Here is a 21574-nt window from a genome sequence, read left to right on the forward strand (position 1 = left end):
TCTCAGCTACAAGGACATGAACAACATGCAGACCGGTTCCACTCCACGCGACCGAATTGGCGTTTCCGCATTCGGCGGATTGGGCGCGCAGGCGCGCGGCGCCTCCGGCAGGCTGCTCCCGGAGATCTGGATGCAGGACGGCGCAAAGCGGGTCGAACAGGCGCTGGCGCGTCTGCTCTGCGCCGAAGACGACGGTGAGACAGAGCTGATGGCAGCGATGCGCTACGCCACCTTGCATGGCGGGAAGCGCACCCGCGCCTTGCTCTGTCTGGCTGCCGGCGCACTGGCCGATACGCCGGCGCACATGCTCGACGACGTCGGCGCCGCCATCGAGATGATGCACGCCTGTACCCTGGTTCACGACGACCTGCCCGCGATGGACGACGACGTGCTTCGCCGCGGCCTTCCGACCGTGCACGTCAAGTTCGGCGAAGCCACTGCGATCCTGGTCGGCGATGCGCTGCAGGCGCACGCCTTCCTGACCCTGGCGAGCCTGGATCCGCCGGGCGACAACCGTATTGCGCTCGTGCGCGAACTGGCGCAGGCGGTGTCCGCCGAGGGTGCCGCAGGCGGGCAGGCCATGGATCTGTCACTGGTCGGAAAACACGCCGAGCTGGACAGGATCGTGGCGATGCACCGGAAGAAGAGCGGAGCGCTAGTGCGCGCGTCGGTTCGCATGGGCGCGCTATACTCCATCGCGGAGGATGCCGCGCACGCTGCGCTGTACTGTGCGCTCGATCGCTACACCGCCTGTTTCGGCCTGGCGTTGCAGGTGGTCGACGACATTCTCGACGCGACAGCGGATACCGCGACGCTGGGCAAGACCCCCGGCAAGGACGCGGCGGCGCAGAAGCCGACCTGCGCGTCGATCATGGGGCTGCAGGCAGCGCGCCAGTTCGCGCTGGATTTGTTGCGCGACGCCGGGGAGGCCATCGTCCCGCTGGGGCCGCGTGCGGAACGGTTGGCGCAGATGCTGCAGCGGGCCAACGTGTATCTGTCCGCGCCATACGCATGAGCGCGCCCGTCCGCATGGACTCGCCCCTGTGGCCGTGCGGTCGGCCGGCGGGCGGTGCATGCTGCACTGTGTCCGAGTCGGCGGGGACGTGCGCGGCGTCTGCCCGATCCTGGTTCTCGTTAATCCTCTGCAGAAGGAACATCCCGCGTGAACGCGCTGTCCGAACAGATCCTTTCCGAATTGCGTCACCTGCTGAGCGAGATGAGCGACGGCGGCAGCGTCGGTCCGTCCGTATACGACACGGCGCGAGCTCTTCAGTTCCACGGCAACGTCACCGGTCGGCACGACGCATACGCGTGGCTCATCGCGCAGCAACAGGCCGATGGCGGATGGGGAAGTGCGGACTTCCCGCTGTTTCGCCATGCGCCCACCTGGGCGGCGTTGCTGGCATTGCAGCGTGCCGACCCTCTTCCCGGCGCTGCCGACGCAGTCCAGGCTGCAACCCGGTTCATCGAACGCCAGCCCGATCCCTATGCGCATGCGGTGCCGGAAGACGCGCCCATCGGCGCGGAGCTGATCCTGCCGCAGTTGTGCGACGAGGCCGCATCCTTGCTGGGCGGCTTGGCGTTTCCGCGCTACCCGGCGCTGTTGCCGTTGCGGCAAGCACGCCTGGTCAAGCTGGGGGCTGTCGCGACGTTGCCGAGAGGCCATCCGTTGCTGCACTCCTGGGAAGCCTGGGGGACGTCGCCGGCCACCGCATGCCCGGACGACGACGGCAGCATCGGCATCAGTCCGGCGGCCACCGCCGCGTGGCGTGCGCACGCCGTGACACAGAAAAGAACGCCGCAGGTCGGGCGCACCGGCGGGTATCTGCAGGCGGCATCGCGGGCGACGCGCACCGGCATCGAAGGTGTCGTTCCCAACGTCTGGCCAATCAATGTGTTCGAGCCATGCTGGTCGCTGTACACCCTGCATCTGGCCGGTCTGTTCGCGCATCCCGCGCTCGCCGAGGCGGTGCAAGTGATCGTCGCGCAGCTCGACGCCCGCCTCGGAGTCCTCGGTCTAGGCCCGGCCTTGCACTTCGCGGCCGATGCGGACGACACCGCCGTTGCGTTGTGCGTCCTTCGCCTTGCAGGCCGCGACCCGGCGGTCGATGCATTGCGCCATTTCGAAACCGGCGAGCTGTTCGTCACCTTCCCCGGCGAGCGCAATGCCTCGGTGTCGACCAACATCCATGCCCTGCATGCGTTGCGACTGTTGGGAAAGCCCGCCGCCCGCACCAGTGCCTTCGTCGAGGCCAATCGCAACCCGCACGGTCTATGGGACAACGAAAAATGGCACGTTTCGTGGCTTTATCCCACCGCGCATGCGGTCGCTGCGCTCGCGCAAGGCAAGCCCCAGTGGCGCGACGAGCGCGCGCTGACGGCGCTGCTGCAGGCGCAGCGCGACGACGGCGGCTGGGGCGCGGGTCGCGCGTCCACATTCGAGGAAACCGCCTATGCGCTGTTCGCGTTGCACGTGATAGACGGGACCGAAGAGCCGGCAGGGCGCCGGCGCATAGCGCAGGCGGTGGCGCGCGCGCTGAAGTGGATGCTCGCCCGCCACGCGGCGAATGCATTGCCCCAGACGCCGCTGTGGATCGGCAAGGAACTGTATTGCCCCACCCGGGTCGTGCGCGTGGCCGAACTCGCCGGGTTGTGGCTGGCGCTTCGCTGGGGGCGGCGTGTCTCGGCCGAGGGAGCAGGAGCGGGACCATGATCCCGACCGATCGCGCCCTGCAGCAGGTGCTGGAGTGGGGGCGTTCCCTGACCGGGTTCGCCGACGAGCATGCCGTGGAAGCGGTCAGGGGCGGGCAGTACATCCTGCAGCGCATCCACCCGAGCCTGCGCGACGCCAGCGCTCGCACCGGCCGCGATCCGCTGGACGAAACGCTGATCGTTGCCTTCTATCGCGAACTGGCGCTGCTGTTCTGGCTCGACGATTGCAACGACCTTCGCCTGATCGCGCCGGAGCAGCTCGCCGCGGTGGAGCAGGCGCTGGGGCAGGGCGTGCCGTGCGCGCTCCCCGGATTGGAGGGCTGTGCTGTGCTGCGCGCTTCGCTGGCCGCGCTCGCCTACGATCGTCGCGACTATGCTCAGCTTCTCGACGATACCCGGTGCTACTGCGCGGCGCTGCGCGCCGGACACGCGCAGGCGGCAGGGGCGGAACGCTGGTCCTACGCCGAGTACCTGCACAACGGCATCGATTCGATCGCCTACACGAACGTGTTCTGTTGCCTGTCGTTGCTGTGGGGGCTGGACATGGCGACCTTGCGCGCGCGTCCGGGGTTTCGCCAGGTTCTGCGGCTCATCTCCGCGATAGGGCGCTTGCAGAACGATCTGCATGGACGCGAAAAGGATAGGTTGGCCGGCGAGGGAGACAACGCGGCGATCCTGCTGCTGCAGCGCTATCCGGCCATGCCTGTCGTGGAGTTCCTCAAGGATGAGCTGGCCGGCCATACGCGCATGCTGCACCGGGTGATGGCGGAAGAACGTTTTCCCGCGCCGTGGGGACCGTTGATCGAGGCCATGGCGGCCATCCACGCGCAGTACTACCAGACCTCAACCAGCCGCTACCGCAGCGACGCTGCGGGCGGAGGCCAGCGTGCGCCGGCCTGAACGCGCGGGAAACGGCGGCGTGCGCGCCCTGCCGTCGGTCCGACCCGACGCAACGCCGTCGCCCGATGCGGCGGAAGGAGCGAGCATCAGCGACACCAACTTGAGCCGGCGCAAGGACGATCACCTGGACATCGTGCTGGATCGGCGAACGGCACGGGCCAAGGCCGCCGCCGGCTGGGAGTACATTCGTTTCGAACACTGCGCATTGCCCGAGTTGGACCTGACGCAGATCGACCTCAGCGGCTCGCTGGTTGGCAAGACCATGCGCGCGCCGCTGCTGATCAGCTCCATGACCGGCGGCATGCCACGCGCCGAGGCCATCAACCGGCATCTGAGCGAGGCAGCGCAAGCCTTGGGGATCGCCATGGGCGTCGGTTCGCAGCGCGTGAGCCTGCAATCCCCCAACTCCCATGGGCTGACGCGCGCATTGCGCCGCCTAGCCCCAGACGTTCCATTGCTTGCCAATATCGGCGCCGCGCAACTGCGCGAGGCCGACGGCCTGGACCTCGCGCGCCGGGCGGTGGACGCACTGGAGGCCGATGGACTCATCGTCCATCTCAATCCGCTGCAGGAAGCGGTACAGCCGGAAGGCGACCGAGACTGGCGCGGCGTCCTGGCGCAGATCGCTCGCGCCGCACGCAGCGTGGGCGTGCCGATCGTGGCCAAGGAAGTGGGGTCGGGCCTGTCCGCCTCGGTGGCCTGTGCGCTCGTCGAGGCGGGCGTGGCGGTGATCGATGTCGCCGGCGCCGGCGGCACCAGTTGGGCCGCGGTGGAGGGCGAGCGCGCCCGCGATGCCGCCGACCGCGCAGTGGCGATGGCGTTCACCGATTGGGGGATTCCGACCCCGGCCAGCGTGCAGGCGGTACGTCGGGCGCTGCCAGCGGTGAAGCTGATCGCGTCGGGCGGGATCAGCGACGGCGTCGACGTGGCCAAGGCTATCCGCCTGGGCGCGGACATCGCCGGGCAGGCAGCCGGCGTGCTGCGCGCGGCTACGGTATCCACCGAGGCGGTTGTCGGGCATTTCGAGATCGTCATCCGCCAGTTGGCCGTCGCCTGCTTCTGCACCGGCTCGGCTGATCTTGCCGCGTTGCGTCAGGCGCGCTTGTTGCCCTCGGCGCACCTGCCCGCCGGTTGACGCCGGCGGCGCCCGTAGGTGCGGCGGGCGCTAGTCTTACTGGGTGAGAAGATCGCGGACGCGGAGGGATTTCGCGCTGGTCGCCGGGTTTTTCGGGTGCTGCTTCGTAATCAAGGACGCGTTCCGCCATATGGACAGCCGCGAGAAGCGTATTCGACGGCTATCTCGATGCTTGATCAGGGTGACCGGTCACGCCGGCGAGAGGAGCCCCTAAAGCATCGGAACACCAGCTGCGGCGGGAGACCGGCAGGAGCAGATGGTGCAAATCCATTGCAATGAAGGAGTAGGGATCCACATTGACCTCGAGTCATGCGCGGTCGGTCGTATGAAGGCGAAGAGACGAGCGCCTTCATCTGGCGGACTGCCTTGATTTAACATTCCGATGATTTTGGAGCGGCGTCCACCGTCGGGCGGCGCCAAAAGGCAGGATGATTGATCTCTTTACGTATCATCTGGCTGATGCATGATACGCGAACAGATCATAACATGTTGACTCGATCGCTAGATAAGATACTCTGTCGTATCATCTAGCATTGGAATGGATCGTTTACATATCATATGGACTCTCAATCGGAAATTCTACGGGAAATCGGTGGGCTTTTCAGGCAGGCGAGGCTGGCCGCTGCGATGACGCAGGAGCAGGTCGCTGATTTGGCGGGTATATCCCGTCCCCGATATCGCGACATCGAAAAGGGAGCCGCAGCCGCGCGTGCGACGACGCTCATGAATATCGCTCGCGCGCTCGGTCTGGAAATGATGCTGGTTCCGCAAGTCATGGTGCCGGCTGTCCAGGCTCTATTGCGTCCGCATGATGATAACGATCGACCCGCCTTTGTTTCTCAACCTGACGATGACGATCATGGCCCCAGTCTTTCGCGCACCTAAGACGATCCCGTCGCTGGACGTGCTCTTGAACGCAGTGAAGATCGGCACAATCGTCAGGACGCCGGGCGATTTCAATGCATTCAACTTCGATGAGGCCTACCGCGCGACGGGCGGCTTTCCGGTTCTCAGCCTGTCGTTCCGGGCAGCGACGGGAGGATTGCGGAAAGATCCGAAGCCTCTGGCAAGCGCCTTGCCCGCTTTCTTCGCGAACCTCCTGCCGGAGGAGAAATTGCGCGAGGCGATGGAAAGGCACCACGAAGGCAATGTGCGGCCAGGCAATGATTTCGACCTTTTAACGGCGCTGGGCGCGGATCTGCCGGGAGCCGTACGGGCGTTGCCCAGTGACGGCGCGATAGCGGTTTCACAGGGTGCTTCAAAGGATCAGCCCAAGGCACGGTTCTCGCTTGCCGGCGTGCAGATGAAGCTGTCGGTCATGAAGAACATTGGAAAAGGCGGCGGCCTTACCTTACCGATGGATGACGAGCAGGGCCGGTACATCGCCAAGTTCCCTTCGACGGCGTTTCCGGGCGTTTCCGAAAACGAATTCGCCAACCTGGCGCTGGCAGCAGCAATCGGCATGGACGTTCCTGAATGCGAACTGGTCGAGAAATCCGATTTTGAGGGCGTTCCCGAAGAATTCAACACGCTGTCGGAAGGCAAAGTCCTTCTCGTCAAACGCTTCGATCGCGGCCCTGGTGGCGAGAGGATACACATCGAGGATTTCGCTCAGGTCTTCGGTGTCTACCCCTCGCGCAAATATGAGGGGGCTGCTTATCACGACATAGCCCTGGCTCTTGGCGTGGCCGTCTCGCCTAAGGCGGCTCTCGAGTTCGTCCGCCGCCTGGCACTGACCGTCATCACCGGCAATGGCGACATGCACCTGAAGAACTGGTCTTTGATCTATCCCGGTAACGGCGACAAGCCGGCGCTTGCACCAATCTACGACGTCCTGTCTACCGTGCCATATATTCCCGCCGACGCCATGGCGCTGTCGCTTGGAGGGGAGCGCTCGTTCAAGGCGCTAGCGGCACCGCGATGGAGAGCATTTGCGAACCGTGCAAGGCTTCCGGAGCCGGCAGTCCTGAAGGCAGTGGTCGAGACAGTCAAACTCGTCAACGAGTACTGGTGGCATCTGCCTGAGCGCGACCTTGTCGCAGCGAAAGTGCTCGAGCGGATCGACGAACATGTGAAGGCGATCACGCCGATACTGAACTCCTGCGCCGAGAAGTGAACCGAGTCCCTCGGGTTGTATAGCGGAACTATTCGCCCGTGGCCCCCGATGAGTGGCCGTGGATCGGTGGTATGCCAGGATCGCGCGCAAAGTCGGCGGAGTGTCCACTAGGACGCGTTGAGCAAGCACGTCAGCTCGCGGGCACAGAAGAGTTCGCAGCATCCCGCAGAGGGTGCGGTTCAAACGAATGCGGTGGCTGAGGATCGCGATCCGACGCTTTGTGTCGCCAATGTCGCGTCCGCTACACGGCCTGTTTCGACGATCCTTTCTTGGAACTCAAGCTAAGCCCCTGAAAAGCAACCATCAAATTATTCTTCGGTTCGATCAGCCAAATTGGCACGAGTCTTGAGGTCCTTAGGTGCGAGGCGGCTACAGCTGCCCGACCGGCATTCATGTCGCGGCAGCCGCGATGAATGGAACCAAGGAAGGAAAGCTACATGTCAGGTTTGCGTCAGATCGCCTTTTACGGCAAGGGCGGCATCGGCAAGTCCACCACCTCCCAAAATACGCTCGCCGCCCTTGTCGACCTCGGGCAGAGAATCCTCATCGTCGGCTGCGACCCCAAAGCCGACTCCACCCGCCTGATCCTGAACGCGAAGGCGCAGGATACCGTCCTGCATCTCGCGGCAGAGGAAGGTTCGGTGGAAGACCTGGAACTCGCGGACGTGCTCAAGGTCGGGTACAAAGGCATCAAATGCGTGGAGTCGGGCGGACCCGAGCCGGGTGTCGGCTGCGCCGGCCGCGGCGTGATCACCTCGATCAACTTCCTCGAGGAGAACGGCGCCTACGACGACGTCGACTATGTCTCCTACGACGTGCTCGGGGATGTGGTGTGTGGCGGTTTCGCGATGCCGATCCGCGAGAACAAGGCCCAGGAAATCTATATCGTCATGTCCGGCGAGATGATGGCGCTCTACGCCGCCAACAACATCGCCAAGGGTATCCTGAAATACGCCCATTCGGGCGGCGTGCGGCTCGGCGGCCTGATTTGCAACGAGCGCCAAACGGACCGCGAGCTCGACCTCGCCGAAGCGCTGGCTTCCAGGCTCAATTCCAAGCTTATCCACTTCGTGCCGCGCGACAACATCGTCCAGCACGCCGAGCTCAGGAAGATGTCTGTGATCCAGTATGCGCCGGACTCCAAGCAGGCCGGGGAATACAGGGCGCTGGCCGAGAAGATCCACGGGAATTCGGGCCAGGGCACCATCCCCACCCCGATCACCATGGAGGAGCTCGAGGACATGCTGCTCGACTTCGGCATCATGAAGACGGACGAGCAGATGCTTGCCGAGCTTCAGGTCAAGGAAGCGGCTAAGGCGGCCGCGCTGTAGCGACCGCTGCCGACATGAGGCGCCGCCGGACCTGGTGCGCCTTTCAAAGAACGGCGCCTCGTCGGTGAGGCGTCACCCTGAACCTTGAAAGGGGTCCCATGAGCCTGGAATACGAGAATGACGGTGCCCTCCATGCGAAGCTTATCGAGGAGGTGCTGTCCCAATATCCTGACAAGTCGGCGAAGCGCCGCAAAAAGCACCTCAGCGTCGCAAAGAGCGGCGACGAGGCTGGCGAGGAAAGCGAGGTCCTTTCCGAATGCGAGGTCAAATCGAACATCAAGTCCATTCCCGGCGTGATGACAATTCGCGGCTGCGCCTATGCCGGCTCGAAAGGCGTGGTGTGGGGTCCAGTCAAGGATATGGTCCATATCTCGCACGGCCCGGTCGGCTGCGGGCAATATTCCTGGTCTCAACGCCGCAACTACTACGTCGGCACGACCGGCATCGACACGTTCGTCACCATGCAGTTCACCTCCGATTTCCAGGAGAAGGACATTGTTTTCGGCGGCGACAAGAAGCTCGAACGGATCATCGACGAGATCGAGGAACTGTTTCCGCTGAACAAGGGCATGACTGTGCAATCCGAATGCCCGATCGGGCTGATTGGCGACGACACCGAAGCTGTGTCCCGCAACAAGGCCAAGGAGCACGGAAAGACAATCGTGCCGGTGCGCTGCGAGGGCTTCCGCGGCGTCTCGCAATCCCTCGGCCACCACATCGCCAACGACGCGATCCGCGACTGGGTCTTCGAGAAGAAGGACGTCGAGTTCGAGGCCGGCCCGTACGATGTCAATGTGATCGGCGACTATAATATCGGCGGCGACGCCTGGGCTTCGCGCATCCTGCTCGAGGAGATGGGTCTGCGCGTGGTCGGCAACTGGTCGGGCGACGCTACGCTGGCCGAAATAGAGCGAGCGCCAAAGGCGAAACTCAATCTCATCCATTGCTACAGGTCGATGAACTACATTTGCCGGCACATGGAGGAAAAGTATGGCATCGCCTGGATGGAGTACAATTTCTTCGGGCCCTCCCAGACCGAAGCCTCTCTGCGCAAGATAGCCAAGCACTTCGGGCCGGAAATCGAGGCAAAGGCCGAGGCGGTCATCGCCAAATACCGGCCGCTGGTCGAGGCGGTCGTAGCCAAGTACCGGCCGCGCCTCGAAGGCAGGACGGTGATGCTCTATGTCGGCGGGCTGCGCCCCCGTCACGTCGTCACCGCATATGAGGACCTGGGCATGGTGATCGTCGGCACTGGCTATGAATTTGGCCATAACGACGACTATCAGCGCACCGGCCACTACGTGAAAAAGGGCACTCTGATCTATGACGACGTGACTGGTTACGAGCTGGAGAAGTTCATCGAGGGGATCCGTCCTGATCTCGTGGGCTCCGGCATCAAAGAAAAGTACCCGGTCCAGAAGATGGGCATACCGTTCCGTCAAATGCATTCCTGGGATTATTCCGGCCCGTATCATGGCTACGACGGGTTCGCCATCTTCGCGCGCGATATGGACCTGGCCATCAACAACCCGGTCTGGAACCTCTACGACGCCCCCTGGAAGAAAAAAGCCGAGCCGTCGGCGGCGATCGCAGCCGAATGAAACCCTGGCCTCCCGGAAGCCGGGAGGCCGCGAACGCCTGTGGCCGCTTGTCCGCGGGAGACCTGAAAACGTTTCGACGTCCCTGTGCCGCCGTATGGCGGGCCAGATGGAAAGAGGTAACCACCCATGCCGCAGTCGGCTGAAAAAGTTCTCGACCACGCGCCCCTGTTCCGCGAGCCGGAATACAGGCAGATGCTCGCCGAGAAGAGGCTGAATTTCGAATGTCCTCACCCGGACCAGATCGTTACCGACCAAGGCGAATTCACCAAGACGTGGGAATACCGCGAAAAGAACCTTGCTCGCGAAGCCTTGGTCGTGAACCCCGCCAAGGCCTGCCAGCCGCTCGGCGCGGTGTTCGCGGCCGCAGGCTTCGAGCGAACCATGTCCTTCGTCCATGGCAGCCAGGGCTGCGTGGCATATTACCGCTCGCACCTGTCGCGCCATTTCAAGGAGCCTGCTTCGGCGGTTTCCTCCTCGATGACCGAGGACGCGGCAGTGTTCGGCGGCCTGAAGAACATGGTCGACGGGCTCGCCAACACGTACCAACTTTACGACCCAAAGATGATCGCCGTCTCGACCACTTGTATGGCGGAGGTCATTGGCGACGACCTGCACAGCTTCATCGAGAACGCCAAGGACGAAGGCTCGGTCCCGCGCGACTTCGACGTGCCTTTCGCCCACACGCCGGCCTTCGTCGGCAGCCATGTCGACGGCTATGATGTCGCGGTCAAGGGCATTTTGGAGCATTTCTGGAAAGGGGAGGAGCGCACGGAAGCCGAGGGGACCATCAACTTCATTCCGGGCTTCGACGGATTCTGTGTTGGCAACAACCGGGAACTCAAGCGCCTGCTCGACCTGATAGGCGTGTCCTATACCTTGATCCAAGACGCCTCTGACCAGTTCGACACGCCGTCCGACGGCGAATACCGGATGTATGACGGCGGCACGAAGATCGAAGACGTGAGGAAGGCACTCAACGCCGAGGCGACGCTGTCGCTGCAGCATTACAACACCCGAAAAACACTGGAGTATTGCGAGGGGGTGGGGCAGGCGACGTCCTCGTTCCATTACCCGCTCGGAGTCCAGGCAACCGACGACTTCCTCGTGGAGGTCTCCGCGATTTCCGGCAAGCAAATCCCCGAGGCAATCCGCCTGGAGCGCGGCCGACTTGTCGACGCCATGGCCGACAGCCAATCCTGGCTGCACGGTAAGAAATACGCCATTTACGGCGATCCGGACTTTGTCTACGCCATGGCCCGCTTCATCATGGAGACGGGCGGCGAGCCGACCCATTGCCTTGCCACCAACGGCACGTCGGCATGGGAAGCGGAGTTGAAGGAACTGCTTGCATCATCGCCCTTCGGCAAGGATGCTCAAGTCTGGGCGGGCAAGGACCTCTGGGCGATGCGCTCGCTGCTCTTCACCGAGCCGGTGGACCTGCTGATCGGCAACTCCTATGGCAAGTATCTGGAGCGCGACACCGGCACGCCGCTGATCCGGCTGACGTTTCCGATCTTCGATCGCCACCATCACCATCGGTTTGCGCTGATGGGCTACCAAGGCGGGTTGCGCGTGCTGACGACGATCCTCGACAAGATCTTCGACAAGCTCGATCGCGAGACCAGCGAGACGGGCGTGACGGACTATTCGTATGACCTCACCCGCTAAGCTTGACGGTCGGCTTTGGCCGGTCGTCTTCCCGAGGGACTTTGGAGACCGACGCAATGTCCTTGCTCAGAGCCAAAATCCAGGATGTCTTCAACGAGCCTGGCTGCGAAAAGAACCGCGGCAAGGATGCCAAGGCGCGCAAAAAGGGCTGTTCGAAGCCACTGACCCCCGGAGCGGCGGCCGGTGGCTGTGCCTTCGATGGCGCGAAGATCGTGCTGCAGCCGATCACCGACGCCGCGCACCTGGTCCATGGGCCGCTCGCCTGCGAGGGCAATTCCTGGGACAACCGCGGTGCGGCTTCGTCCGTCCCAATGCTGTGGCGCACAAGCTTCACGACCGACCTCACCGAACTCGACGTTGTGATGGGGCGGGGCGAGCGGAAGCTTTTCAAAGCGATCCGCGAGATCAAGGAAGCGTATGGGCCGCCGGCGATCTTCGTCTATCCGACCTGCGTGACGGCGCTGATCGGCGACGACATAGAGGCCGTCTGCCAGCGCGCGGCGGAAAAGTACGGCTTGGCCGTTGTACCGGTCAATGCGCCGGGCTTCGTCGGCTCCAAGAATCTCGGCAACAAGCTTGCCGGCGCGGCGTTGCTCGAGCATGTCATCGGCACGGCCGAGCCCGACGATGCCGGCCCTTACGACATCAACATCCTCGGCGAATTCAACCTCTCAGGCGAATTCTGGCTGGTGAAGCCGCTGCTGGATCGGCTCGGGATCCGGGTGCGCGCCTGCATTCCGGGTGACGCACGTTACGTCGACATTGCCTGCGCGCACCGCGCCCGGGCGGCTATGGTGGTGTGCTCGACCGCGCTCATCAATCTCGCCCGCAAGATGGACGAGCGCTGGGACATCCCGTTTTTCGAGGGCTCCTTCTACGGCATCAGCGCCACCTCGGATGCACTCCGGAACATATCTGAGCTGCTCGTCAAGCAGGGTGCTGATCCGGAGATCCTCGGCCGCACCGAGGTATTGATTGCAGAGGAAGAGGCGATCGCTTGGAAGAAGCTCGCCGCCTACCGGCCGAGGCTCGAAGGCAAGCGCGTGCTGCTCAACACCGGCGGTGTGAAGTCCTGGTCGGTCGTCCATGCGCTGATGGAGATCGGCATCGAGATCGTCGGCACCTCTGTCAAGAAGTCGACCGTCGAAGACAAGGAGCGCATCAAGCAGATCCTCAAGGACGACAACCACATATTCGAGCAGATGGCAGCGCGCGAGCTTTACGCCATGCTCTCCGAACACAAGGCCGATATCATGCTGTCGGGCGGGCGCACGCAGTTCATCGCGCTGAAGGCCAAGACACCCTGGCTCGATATCAACCAGGAGCGCAAACACCCTTACGCCGGCTATGACGGCATGGTGGAACTCGTACGCCAGATTGATCTCGCCATTCATAACCCAATCTGGTGCCAGGTGCGGGAGCCGGCACCATGGGATTACCAGCCTGCCAGGGAGGAACGGCCGCGCACGAAAAGCGAGGCCGTGACCTTGCATGCTGTCCAGGAACTCGCCGGCACGACGGCCGACGATTTCGGCGAGTGTTGAGGAGGCGATGGTCCGCATCCTTCCCCAGACCAAAGCGGCGGCGGTCAATCCGCTGAAGTCATCGCAGCCGTTGGGTGCCGCCTTCGCCTTCCTTGGGGTCGACGGCGCGATGCCGTTGTTCCACGGCAGCCAAGGCTGCACCAGCTTCGCGCTCGTGCTGTTCGTGCGGCATTTCAAGGAAGCCATTCCCTTGCAGACAACCGCGATGGACGAGGTGGCGACGATCCTCGGCGGGGCAGACCATCTGGAAGAGGCGATCCTCAACCTCAAGGCCCGCACAAAGCCAACGCTGATCGGGGTTTGCACGACCGCGCTGGTGGAAACCCGGGGCGAAGACTGCGCAGGAGATATCGCCAATATCAGGCTGAAGCGCGCGGAAGAACTCGCGGGTACTGAGGTGGTGCTGGCCAACACGCCAGATTTCGATGGTGCGATCGAAGAGGGCTGGGCCAAAGCTGTCACCGCAGTGATCGAAGGGATTACGCGGCCCGGCGAGCAGGTGCGGAAATCGAAGAAGATCGTGATCCTGCCTGGCTGGAACCTCACTGTGGCTGACATCGAGCATGTGCGCGAAATGGTTGAGAGCTTTGGACTGAAGCCGGTGATTTTGCCGGACGTCTCCGGCTCGCTCGACGGTACGGTGCCCGACCGTTGGGTCACGACCACCTATGGCGGCACCAGCGTCGAGGATATCCGCGAGCTTGGCACGGCCGAGCAATGTATCGTCATCGGTGAGCATATGCGCCGCCCTGCCGAGGTGCTGCATAGGTTGACCGGCGTGCCATACGTACTGTTCCGGTCACTGACTGGATTGAGAGACTCCGACCGGTTCGTCTCGCTGCTGTCTACGGTTTCGGGCGCGGCGGCGCCGTCTGGGGTGCGCCGTCAGCGGTCGCAGTTGCAGGACGCGTTGCTCGATGGACATTTCCACTTTGGAGGCAAGAAAATTGCGATCGCTGCTGAACCAGACCAACTCTACCAACTCGCGAGCTTCTTCATCGGCATGGGCTCCGAAATTGCGGCGGCGGTCACAACGGCCGCTATGTCGAAAATTCTGGAGGAAGTGCCGGCGCAGTCGGTTCAAATCGGCGATCTCGGCGATTTGGAAGCGCTTGGCGCCGGCGCTGATCTTCTCGTTACTCATTCCCACGGCCGCCAGGCGGCGCAGCGCCTCGGCATTCCGCTCATGCGGGTCGGCTTCCCGATCTTCGACCGGCTCGGGGCCCAGCACAAGCTCACAGTCCTCTACCAGGGGACCCGCGACCTGATCTTCGAGGTTGCCAACATTTTCGAAGCCAACGGGCGAGCGCCGACGCCTGAGGCGCTTGATCCACTCCGTAAGCGAGAAATGCCAGATGAGCTCCGTCCGTCGCCTCTCGCTCGTCACTGACGAGGTTCACGTACCGACGCCGGAACGCCAAGCGGGCGCATTGCGCGTGGCGATCGCCACGCAGGACATGAAGAACCTCAACGCCCATTTCGGATCGGCCAGGCGCTTTGCTGTCTACGACGTGATGCGCGAGGAGTGGAATCTCGTGGAAGCCGTGGCCTTTGACGACGTTTCCGACGAGAGCGGGAAGCACCGAACCGAGGGCGATGACCGCATCACCCCGAAGGTGGAGGCGCTAAAGGGCTGCCATTTGCTGTTTTGTCTGGCGATCGGCGGACCTTCGGCAGCCAAACTTGTTTCCGCAAAGATCCATCCGATCAAAGTGCCGCAGCCCCAGACCATCCAAGAGGTGTTGTTGCGCACGCAGATGATGCTCAGGACGTGTCCTCCCCCTTGGCTGCGCAAGGTGCTGGCGCAGGCAGGTGTCGCTGAACAGAAGCCCTCCTTCGAGGACGAAAGCTGAATGAGGAGTGGGCGAAATGTTTGAAGCCGCTGTTAGCCCTGCCGCCACCGAGGACGAGGCGGCCCTTGCCACCCCGTTCGTCAAATGCCTCGTGCGGCTGATTCGTGCCAATGATTCCCACGGGTCATGGGAAGGCAAATCGGACGCCGAGCTGCTGGGCGACTTCATCATCACCAGGGAACAGCGCCGTGCAATTCCAATCATCGGCGATCCCGATCCGGACGTGCTGTGGAGGCTCGACAAGTTCTACACTGCCGTCGGGCTTGCGATTGAGGAACGCTCCGGCCTGATGGCATCGCCGATGATGGAGATAAGCCACGAGGGCTTCGGGCGCGTGCTCTTCACGGCCGGGCGACTGGTCGTTTTGTCCAAGACCCTGCGCGACGTCCATCGGTTCGGCTTCGAGACGTTCTGGAAACTCGCCGCGGCCGGTACTCAACTGGCCGGCGATGCCACCGCAGCCATTGAGGCTTATCCCGAGGTGGCGCGGGCGTGATGGAACCGATTTTCGATCAAGGGGATCATGTCAGGCTCGAGGACATGCGATCGCCAGCCCTCTCAATCGAGGCAGTCGAGGCCGATGTGGTTCTTGGGGTAGCGCTGATGAAGCCACTGGTCCTGATCTGTTCGCAAGATGCGGAGTTGTGTCTGTACTACAGCCACATTCTGGGGGTGGATGGCTTCAGGATTGAACTGGCCAGAAGCGTGGAGGAAGCGCTGGCATTAGCCAGTGAACGGGAGCCGCAGGCCGTGGTGCTGGACTGCCAGCCGGCAAGCTCGTCAGGGTCCACCATCTGTGCCCAGCTCAAGGCGGAGTTCCGGAACAGAGGCCTGCTGGTTATTGCCCTGATCGCGCCCGGCGCCGAAAACCAGCACCTCGATCTCTTGAAGGCAGGTATTGACGAGAGCTTTGTGCGGCCCTTCGGGCCGGCGATGCTGCTCGACTGTCTACGGACGAAGCTGGCGCTGCCAAAGCCGGGTTCAAACGGGATCGAAAACGGCAGCTGCCTCCGCTGTGGCAGGCTAGAGATGAACGTCGATGCCCGCCGGGTCCATGGTAACGGCCACGACATCCACCTTGGACCGATCCAGTTCAAGCTGCTGCGGCATTTGCTCGAGACTCCCGGCATGGTGTTCAGCCGATTCGAGTTAAAGAACGCAGCTTGGGGGGAAAAGATCCATGTCGGTGAACGCACCGTCGATGTCCATATCAGCCGGATCAGAAAGGAACTGGTGAGGACGTCGGCCGGGAGCGTCATTCGAACCATCAGGTCCGACGGCTACGCGCTGGAGGAGGCGGACGTTGAGCCTGAAGCTGACGGCGGATAGGCATCGGTGCAGTGCGACTCGCTCGAGTGGCCGGACGGCTAAACAGCGAAGATGTAGTGCCAGCCCATCTCCGTCGTGCTGAGGGCAAGTCTTGCGGCTTCGAAACGCGCCTACAGATACGACATACTTAGAAAGAAGCAGTCAGATGGCCTTCAAAAGCGTACTCAGTGTGGCGGGAGTTGACCACTCCGATCAGGATGTCAGGACAGCTGCCAGCTTGTGTGCCGAAGTCGGCGCGCATCTTTCCGTACTCGTGATGTCGCCTCTGCCGCTCGTGATGCTCGCCTCGGCCGTTAGGCGGTGGCATCCCCGAGTGGCCTGGACAACACGCACGCCATTGCCGCACTGGAACAACGGTACAGGCAAGAGATTTTCACAGGACACGGCCAGTTGGGAAAAACATCTAGGGAAATTCACAAACTGCTGAAAGCCGCCTGGCGGTGCTATGATGTCGATATTGCGAACTGCGATCAGGCCAGCATCGGTGACGCGGTGCGACAGCGGGCGCTCTGCAACGATCTGACAATCGTCGGCCCCGCACTTCTCAACGACATTAACGTCGGTCCTCTTGTTCTCAACGGCAGCCCTGTTCGACACCGGAAAGCCGGTGCTTGTCGTGCCGGAGGGCGCTGAGGCGACTCTGTGTCCACGGCGCGTGCTGGTCGGCTGGGATTCGCGAGTCGAGGCGTCCCGTTCGATTCGGGAAGCGCTGCATCTGCTAGCCGGTGCTGAGGAAGTTCGTGTCGCACTAGTGGATCCGGAGGCGACCTGCACCGGAAATGGGACCGCGCCGGGAGCTGATATCGCTGCGTATCTCGCTCGGCACGGTGCTCGGGTGTCGGTTCACCTGCTGGCGAGCGCCGGAAAATCGGCAGCCGCGGTGCTCGCGCTGCGCAGCCGACACGTCTGCCGACATGATAGTCATGGGCCCTTATGGCAATCGCCGGCTGCGTGAGCGGCTCTTCGGCGGTGTCGCGAGATGGATAGTTGGCAAGCCGCCATTGCCGCTGTTTTTGGCTCGCTGACTGCTTCTGAGGCAGCACCGTTGCTTTTCGTTCTACTCACCTGGCCTGATGAAGGAAAAGGTGGCGGGAACGCGCAGGTTTCGGGAAGCTCACGAGCAACTTGCAGACGCCATTGCGAAGAACATTCCCGGACGCCTCTACGCGCTCGGTGTCTGTTCGCCGAGACAAGCCGTAGCGCGCAAACAAACGGTCGGGCAGAAGCCCAGGCGTCCTCATGCGCTCAAAACACCGATACTCAAGCCGCGTCAGGTCGAGAAGGAGAGCCGTTTCAGCGCGGCAGGCCGCGTTCGTACCGTAGACTCAACGTATCGTTCACGACTTCCTTCACCACTGGCCGGGAACGGAACAAGGCAACGACCGTGCAGCGGCCAAAGCACCGACCTTCGAGTCCGACGGTCGGGCTCTTGCCGGCCGTCGGCGCGCGAACGGTGGCATCAATCACGTGTCATCGCCCTGGGATGGTAGCCGGGTCAGCGGCGAGGGCGGCCGCATCTTCAGCGTTTTAGTCTGCCCGGCCCACCGCGTGGCGACGGAGCGGCCTTGAGGCTGGTCAAATTCCGACAACGCTCACATTCGCACCAGGCGGTCCCTGTAGGACCTGTGCACAGGGATACAGAACAACAAAAGCAGGAATCCGGGAGAGTTCACCGGCCCGGCACATGCGGGCAGATCCCGGCTCTCTTCGGCACGATCATCATCGTCGATCTGGCGTTATTCGCGACACGCAGCCGGACATGACCGGCTCCGTCGTCAAACTCTGGCGTTGCGAGCCAGGAATTCAAGCGCAAAGCGGAAGAGGTAGGGCAGAGGCAATGCTCGGAGGGAGCGGCCCCTGCAATTGCAATGGCGTTCCGCTGAGCGGCCGGAACGGCAAGAAGCTCAAGCAAGGCTTGAGGCGGACGTGGCTGGCGCTAGCCAACGAAGTCATGATGTCCATCTGTTCGTCCCTATATGTCGAGATGTCCGTGGCCACGCTTCTGTGCCGACGCGAAGCGGGTGATGCGTGTCCAAGACCTGACAATGGCAGAAAACATGTCGCGACCAATACATCCGGCTATCTGAGCCCCCGGGGAAGATTTTTAAGTATACTCAGCATTACTGCACGCCGAGCGCGTTGGCACGGCCTTTGCGAATTAAGTTTCAGCAACACTGAGTGAAGGTTGAATGCACGCAGATGCGCAAGACGAGCAGCTCTCCCCTCGTTGAACCCTCGTGCCACGTCTCAAGGGGAACAAACTTGCCCATAAAGGTCACGCAACCTTTGGCAACAGCTTTGGAGGGCAAGATGATGTTGCGGATGGGGTCACCGGCTCCTTCGATCAAAGTGGAGGACTGCCTGCGTGGCGAGCCCCTTGCGGACTTCCAGTCCGGCAAAGTCTATATCGTCGAATTTTGGGCAACTTGGTGCGAACTATGTGCGGCGGAGATGCTCGAGCTGATGCAGCTACAGGAGAAATACAAGGACAGCGGACTTGAGGTAGTCGGGATCGCGGCTGATGAAGACGCTCCAACGGCCGTAGAGGCCCGGACCAAGTTGGATGCGTGGTTGGCCGAAAAATGCCCGGATCTGAATCATCGGATTGCGTTCGACTTCACAGGCGAAATGAAGAAGCTTTGGAGGGAACCCAGCTTTTGCGTCGGGCTTCCGACCTCGTTCGTAGTCGACCGAGACGGCTGCATCGCCTTTATCGGTCATCCGAGCCAACTAGGTGAGGTTTTGCCGAAAGTGCTCAAGGGCAGCTGGCGTACCAGCAACAAAGCGAAAGCGGCCGATCAGGAGCGGATCGCAACAAGCGAACCCCTGGCGCGCGGACAAGCGTTGAAGAAGCCGATCGATGACAGGTTCTGGGCGGCGGTGAAGTTGGAAGATTGGAAGACAGCGCTCTGGGCTATCGAAGAGGGCATTGCCTTGATGCCGGACGACCTCAATTTCCGCCTGGCTCATGCGCATCTGTTGCTTCACAAAATACAAGACATGTGGACCGGCTTGCCCGTGATGCGGCAATTGGTTCGCGACGCGATCGACAAAAATACCGAGGATTGGATGGTTTCGGCGCTAGACCAACTTTTCCATCCGGCCAATGACCATTCGCGCCTTCCCCCTGCTGAGCGCTTCGCGATGGGCAAGGAGCTGTCCGAACACATCCTGGCGCTGAATCCCCCCCAAGGGGACAGTCCTAAGTTCCGGTCCTATCCCGCCGCCGCCCGGTACTATCACGAGAACGGCAACAATGATCGCGCGATCGAGTTAGTCGAACTGGCACTGACGTCGCTGGACGGTCCGGACCCTATCCCAGCCGAATTGAAAGAGCAGCATCTGCGGGATTTGCTGCAGGCCCTCGCCAAGTACAGGGGTGCGAAGGCTTGTTGCGGCGCTCTCTTTGCCGCTGCGCAAAACAGTTTCCCGAAGGTGCCAAAGCGCGGTCGGCCAAGGAAGGAAGATAAAAAAGGGTGATTGGTCGAAATGGTTTACTGGCCAATTCGTCCATATCCCTGGCGTAACCGCAGCAAGGAGGGTCCATGCAGCACTTGGTCGATCGTTTGCAGCAGGATCGAGGCTCGAATTTTCATCGCCTCCGGCATTGCGGCGGAGGCGATGTTCGACGCGAATTCGCGTGGAAGACTTCGCAGCCGAGGACGTGTTGAAGGTCGGCCGAGGACATCAATTGTGTGGAATCAGCGGCGCCGAGCCAGGCGTCGGCTGCGCAAGTGTGCCCGAAGTAGGCGTCCCAGAAAACAGACATCGTGCTTCGAGGAAGAGGACTGAAATGAGGAGAAGGCGAAATGTCTGATGCCGCGGTCAGCCCGGCTGTCAACGAGGACGAGGAGGCCCTTGCCACCCCGTTCGTCAAATGTCTGGTGCGGCTGATCCGGGCTCAAGACTCCTACGGCAGATGGGAAGGCAAATCGGACGCCGAACTGCTGGCGAACTTCATCGTCACCAGCAGCATCGCCGTGCGATGCTTTTCATGGGCGATCCCGAGCTCGACGTGCTGTGGAGGCTCGACTTGTTCTACACCCCGTCGGGCTCGCGATCGAGGAGCGCTCCGGCCTTATGACATCGCCAAAGCTAGGGGGCTGCGGACGATTGCGTTTACGACCGGGCGGTGGGTCGCTCTGTCGAGTCATCCACCCGGTTCGGCTTCGAGACGCTCAGGCAACTGCGGAGGCCGGTACGAAACTGATCGACGATCCGACTGCGGCCATCGAGCCTATCCCGAAGTGGCACGGGCGTGAAGAAACCGATCGGGGAAGGATCTATGTCAAAGCTGGATGAGATGGGGACGAAAGTCCGAAAGCTTCGGCCGTTTTTGCCGAGTTGCGCCAAGAGAGAGCTCGCTGCAAGGAAGAAGTTACGATGAGGAGCACGTTCACCACCCGCGACGGCTCCGGATGGATGCCTGAATATCTCGCCGCTATAGACGGCGCGAACTGCATCGGCTGCTGCCGCTGTTTCAAAGTCTGCTCGCGCGAAGTCATGCATCTTTACTGCGTCGACGACGCGGGTGAAGTCCTCGGCGCTTGCGACGGCGAAGACGACGATTTCGATGGCGAGCTCAATCGCATGATCATGGCCGTCGATCATCCTGGCCGCTGCATTGGCTGCGGAGCCTGCGCCCGCGTCTGCCCGAAGAACTGCCAGACCCATGTTGCGGCCGACAATGTCGCTGCATGATCTGGTGGACAATCCAGGAGAACGGCATTGCCCTTAAGAATGTTCTGTCGCGTCTTGGGAATAGTCCTTTGCGCCGCCGCTCTGACCGTCTACTTCGCTTCACATTCCATCGGCACAGTGGTCGTCACGACGCTAGCTTGTTCGCTGCTCTTTCAGCTGGTGTATTTCGTAAGCGTGCTCCTTCTGATCTGGCGGCCTGGCTTGGTTAGCCGAGCTGGCCAAAGGGCTGAGGATTTCGACAGTTGCAAGGAAGTAGGGTCCGAGCCGCCAAACCTTGATGAGGTGACCAATGAATCTGCAGATTTGCTCCAGCGCGATCAAATGCTGGCCATATCGCTGCTGCTGCCCTGAGGCGACATGACAAGGTCAGTGCTCAAGCAGGCGAAACTTTGGAGCAACTATGAACATTGAGCAGATATTAGAAGAAATACTGGTGACAACAATCCGGTCATTGTAGTAATCCAGGAGATGCAGTTCTTGAATCCCATACGCATTGGTTCTCTCGCAGGGCCGCGTGCGGTCGCAACTCTCAATGACGAACGAGGCGCTGGAATCGTAAATAGGACTCTTGTGGCGCCGGAAATGATCGTGTCCCGCGGCGTGGTGTAGCTGGCGGCATTAGTCGCCGTGCTCTCCGGCATGGGCCGGGCTGATCAGCGCGCCACGGCTGGCGGGCTGATCAGG

Annotated in this window: 17 protein-coding genes and 1 pseudogene; all 18 read left to right on the plus strand. The window is 62.1% G+C overall.

Going from position 1 to position 21574, the window contains the following annotated elements:
• The first annotated feature begins 25 nt into the window (after positions 1-25).
• The 18 genes and pseudogenes from NKJ75_RS31470 (at position 26) to NKJ75_RS31555 (ending at position 21241) form a co-directional block, all read left to right on the plus strand.
• Positions 26-1015, plus strand: coding sequence for a polyprenyl synthetase family protein (locus NKJ75_RS31470; RefSeq protein ID WP_352500678.1), 990 nt, complete (start codon positions 26-28; stop codon positions 1013-1015).
• 147 nt (positions 1016-1162) lie between these two features.
• Positions 1163-2713, plus strand: a complete 1551-nt coding sequence (locus NKJ75_RS31475) for a hypothetical protein (protein ID WP_352500665.1) — start codon at positions 1163-1165, stop codon at positions 2711-2713.
• Positions 2710-3612 carry a terpene synthase family protein gene (locus tag NKJ75_RS31480; protein WP_352500666.1) on the plus strand — a complete coding sequence of 301 codons (903 nt, stop codon included), beginning with the start codon at positions 2710-2712 and terminating at the stop codon, positions 3610-3612. The genes NKJ75_RS31475 and NKJ75_RS31480 overlap by 4 nt, the downstream gene beginning before the upstream one ends.
• A 28-nt stretch (positions 3613-3640) precedes the next feature.
• On the plus strand, positions 3641-4747 hold the full coding sequence (gene fni, locus NKJ75_RS31485) for a type 2 isopentenyl-diphosphate Delta-isomerase (RefSeq protein ID WP_502903950.1): 1107 nt from the start codon (positions 3641-3643) through the stop codon (positions 4745-4747).
• Between the two features lie 558 nt (positions 4748-5305).
• The gene (locus NKJ75_RS31490) at positions 5306-5632 is read left to right on the plus strand and encodes a helix-turn-helix domain-containing protein (RefSeq protein ID WP_352500667.1); all 327 of its coding nucleotides are present in this window, start codon (positions 5306-5308) and stop codon (positions 5630-5632) included.
• Entirely contained in the window at positions 5607-6863 is a 1257-nt protein-coding gene (locus tag NKJ75_RS31495; protein ID WP_352500668.1) for a type II toxin-antitoxin system HipA family toxin, read from the plus strand. The genes NKJ75_RS31490 and NKJ75_RS31495 overlap by 26 nt, the downstream gene beginning before the upstream one ends.
• Positions 6864-7300: 437 nt before the next feature.
• A complete protein-coding gene (gene nifH / locus NKJ75_RS31500) occupies positions 7301-8194 on the plus strand; it encodes a nitrogenase iron protein (protein WP_352500669.1) in 894 nt (297 codons plus the stop codon).
• A gap of 98 nt (positions 8195-8292) precedes the next feature.
• Entirely contained in the window at positions 8293-9795 is a 1503-nt protein-coding gene (gene nifD, locus NKJ75_RS31505) for a nitrogenase molybdenum-iron protein alpha chain (protein WP_352500670.1), read from the plus strand.
• Between the two features lie 126 nt (positions 9796-9921).
• Positions 9922-11463: a nitrogenase molybdenum-iron protein subunit beta gene (gene nifK, locus NKJ75_RS31510; RefSeq protein ID WP_352500671.1), complete on the plus strand. Its 1542-nt coding sequence runs from the start codon at positions 9922-9924 to the stop codon at positions 11461-11463.
• Between the two features lie 56 nt (positions 11464-11519).
• A complete protein-coding gene (gene nifE / locus NKJ75_RS31515; RefSeq protein ID WP_352500672.1) occupies positions 11520-13007 on the plus strand; it encodes a nitrogenase iron-molybdenum cofactor biosynthesis protein NifE in 1488 nt (495 codons plus the stop codon).
• A 7-nt stretch (positions 13008-13014) separates the two neighbouring features.
• Positions 13015-14397, plus strand: a complete 1383-nt coding sequence (gene nifN, locus NKJ75_RS31520) for a nitrogenase iron-molybdenum cofactor biosynthesis protein NifN (protein ID WP_352500673.1) — start codon at positions 13015-13017, stop codon at positions 14395-14397.
• Positions 14363-14860 (plus strand): nitrogen fixation protein NifX, encoded by a 498-nt coding sequence (gene nifX / locus NKJ75_RS31525; protein WP_352500674.1) that lies wholly within the window; start codon positions 14363-14365, stop codon positions 14858-14860. Before nifN ends, nifX begins: the two co-directional genes overlap by 35 nt.
• A gap of 16 nt (positions 14861-14876) precedes the next feature.
• The gene (locus NKJ75_RS31530; RefSeq protein ID WP_023690550.1) at positions 14877-15356 is read left to right on the plus strand and encodes a NifX-associated nitrogen fixation protein; all 480 of its coding nucleotides are present in this window, start codon (positions 14877-14879) and stop codon (positions 15354-15356) included.
• Positions 15356-16189: a response regulator transcription factor gene (locus NKJ75_RS31535; RefSeq protein ID WP_352500675.1), complete on the plus strand. Its 834-nt coding sequence runs from the start codon at positions 15356-15358 to the stop codon at positions 16187-16189. Before NKJ75_RS31530 ends, NKJ75_RS31535 begins: the two co-directional genes overlap by 1 nt.
• Positions 16190-18499: 2310 nt before the next feature.
• On the plus strand, positions 18500-19669 hold the full coding sequence (locus NKJ75_RS31540; protein WP_352500680.1) for a TlpA disulfide reductase family protein: 1170 nt from the start codon (positions 18500-18502) through the stop codon (positions 19667-19669).
• A gap of 329 nt (positions 19670-19998) precedes the next feature.
• A pseudogene (locus NKJ75_RS31545) lies at positions 19999-20451 on the plus strand (DUF269 domain-containing protein).
• A gap of 121 nt (positions 20452-20572) precedes the next feature.
• Positions 20573-20890 carry a ferredoxin III, nif-specific gene (fdxB, locus tag NKJ75_RS31550; RefSeq protein WP_352500676.1) on the plus strand — a complete coding sequence of 106 codons (318 nt, stop codon included), beginning with the start codon at positions 20573-20575 and terminating at the stop codon, positions 20888-20890.
• A 39-nt stretch (positions 20891-20929) separates the two neighbouring features.
• Positions 20930-21241 (plus strand): exopolysaccharide production repressor protein, encoded by a 312-nt coding sequence (locus tag NKJ75_RS31555; RefSeq protein ID WP_352500681.1) that lies wholly within the window; start codon positions 20930-20932, stop codon positions 21239-21241.
• Positions 21242-21574 lie beyond the last annotated feature (333 nt).

This window comes from Mesorhizobium sp. M0058, from assembly GCF_040323095.1.
Taxonomy (GTDB): Bacteria; Pseudomonadota; Alphaproteobacteria; order Rhizobiales; family Rhizobiaceae; genus Mesorhizobium.

Bases quoted from the DNA above. Each gene is read 5' to 3' on its own strand.
- fdxB (WP_352500676.1), top strand. From the start codon at position 20,573: ATGAGGAGCACGTTCACCACCCGCGACGGCTCCGGATGGATGCCTGAA.
- NKJ75_RS31495 (WP_352500668.1), top strand. From the start codon at position 5,607: ATGGCCCCAGTCTTTCGCGCACCTAAGACGATCCCGTCGCTGGACGTG.
- NKJ75_RS31490 (WP_352500667.1), top strand. From the start codon at position 5,306: ATGGACTCTCAATCGGAAATTCTACGGGAAATCGGTGGGCTTTTCAGG.
- nifD (WP_352500670.1), top strand. From the start codon at position 8,293: ATGAGCCTGGAATACGAGAATGACGGTGCCCTCCATGCGAAGCTTATC.
- NKJ75_RS31480 (WP_352500666.1), top strand. From the start codon at position 2,710: ATGATCCCGACCGATCGCGCCCTGCAGCAGGTGCTGGAGTGGGGGCGT.
- NKJ75_RS31535 (WP_352500675.1), top strand. From the start codon at position 15,356: ATGGAACCGATTTTCGATCAAGGGGATCATGTCAGGCTCGAGGACATG.
- nifN (WP_352500673.1), top strand. From the start codon at position 13,015: ATGGTCCGCATCCTTCCCCAGACCAAAGCGGCGGCGGTCAATCCGCTG.
- nifK (WP_352500671.1), top strand. From the start codon at position 9,922: ATGCCGCAGTCGGCTGAAAAAGTTCTCGACCACGCGCCCCTGTTCCGC.
- nifH (WP_352500669.1), top strand. From the start codon at position 7,301: ATGTCAGGTTTGCGTCAGATCGCCTTTTACGGCAAGGGCGGCATCGGC.
- NKJ75_RS31530 (WP_023690550.1), top strand. From the start codon at position 14,877: ATGTTTGAAGCCGCTGTTAGCCCTGCCGCCACCGAGGACGAGGCGGCC.
- NKJ75_RS31470 (WP_352500678.1), top strand. From the start codon at position 26: ATGCAGACCGGTTCCACTCCACGCGACCGAATTGGCGTTTCCGCATTC.
- nifX (WP_352500674.1), top strand. From the start codon at position 14,363: ATGAGCTCCGTCCGTCGCCTCTCGCTCGTCACTGACGAGGTTCACGTA.
- NKJ75_RS31555 (WP_352500681.1), top strand. From the start codon at position 20,930: ATGTTCTGTCGCGTCTTGGGAATAGTCCTTTGCGCCGCCGCTCTGACC.
- nifE (WP_352500672.1), top strand. From the start codon at position 11,520: ATGTCCTTGCTCAGAGCCAAAATCCAGGATGTCTTCAACGAGCCTGGC.
- NKJ75_RS31540 (WP_352500680.1), top strand. From the start codon at position 18,500: ATGATGTTGCGGATGGGGTCACCGGCTCCTTCGATCAAAGTGGAGGAC.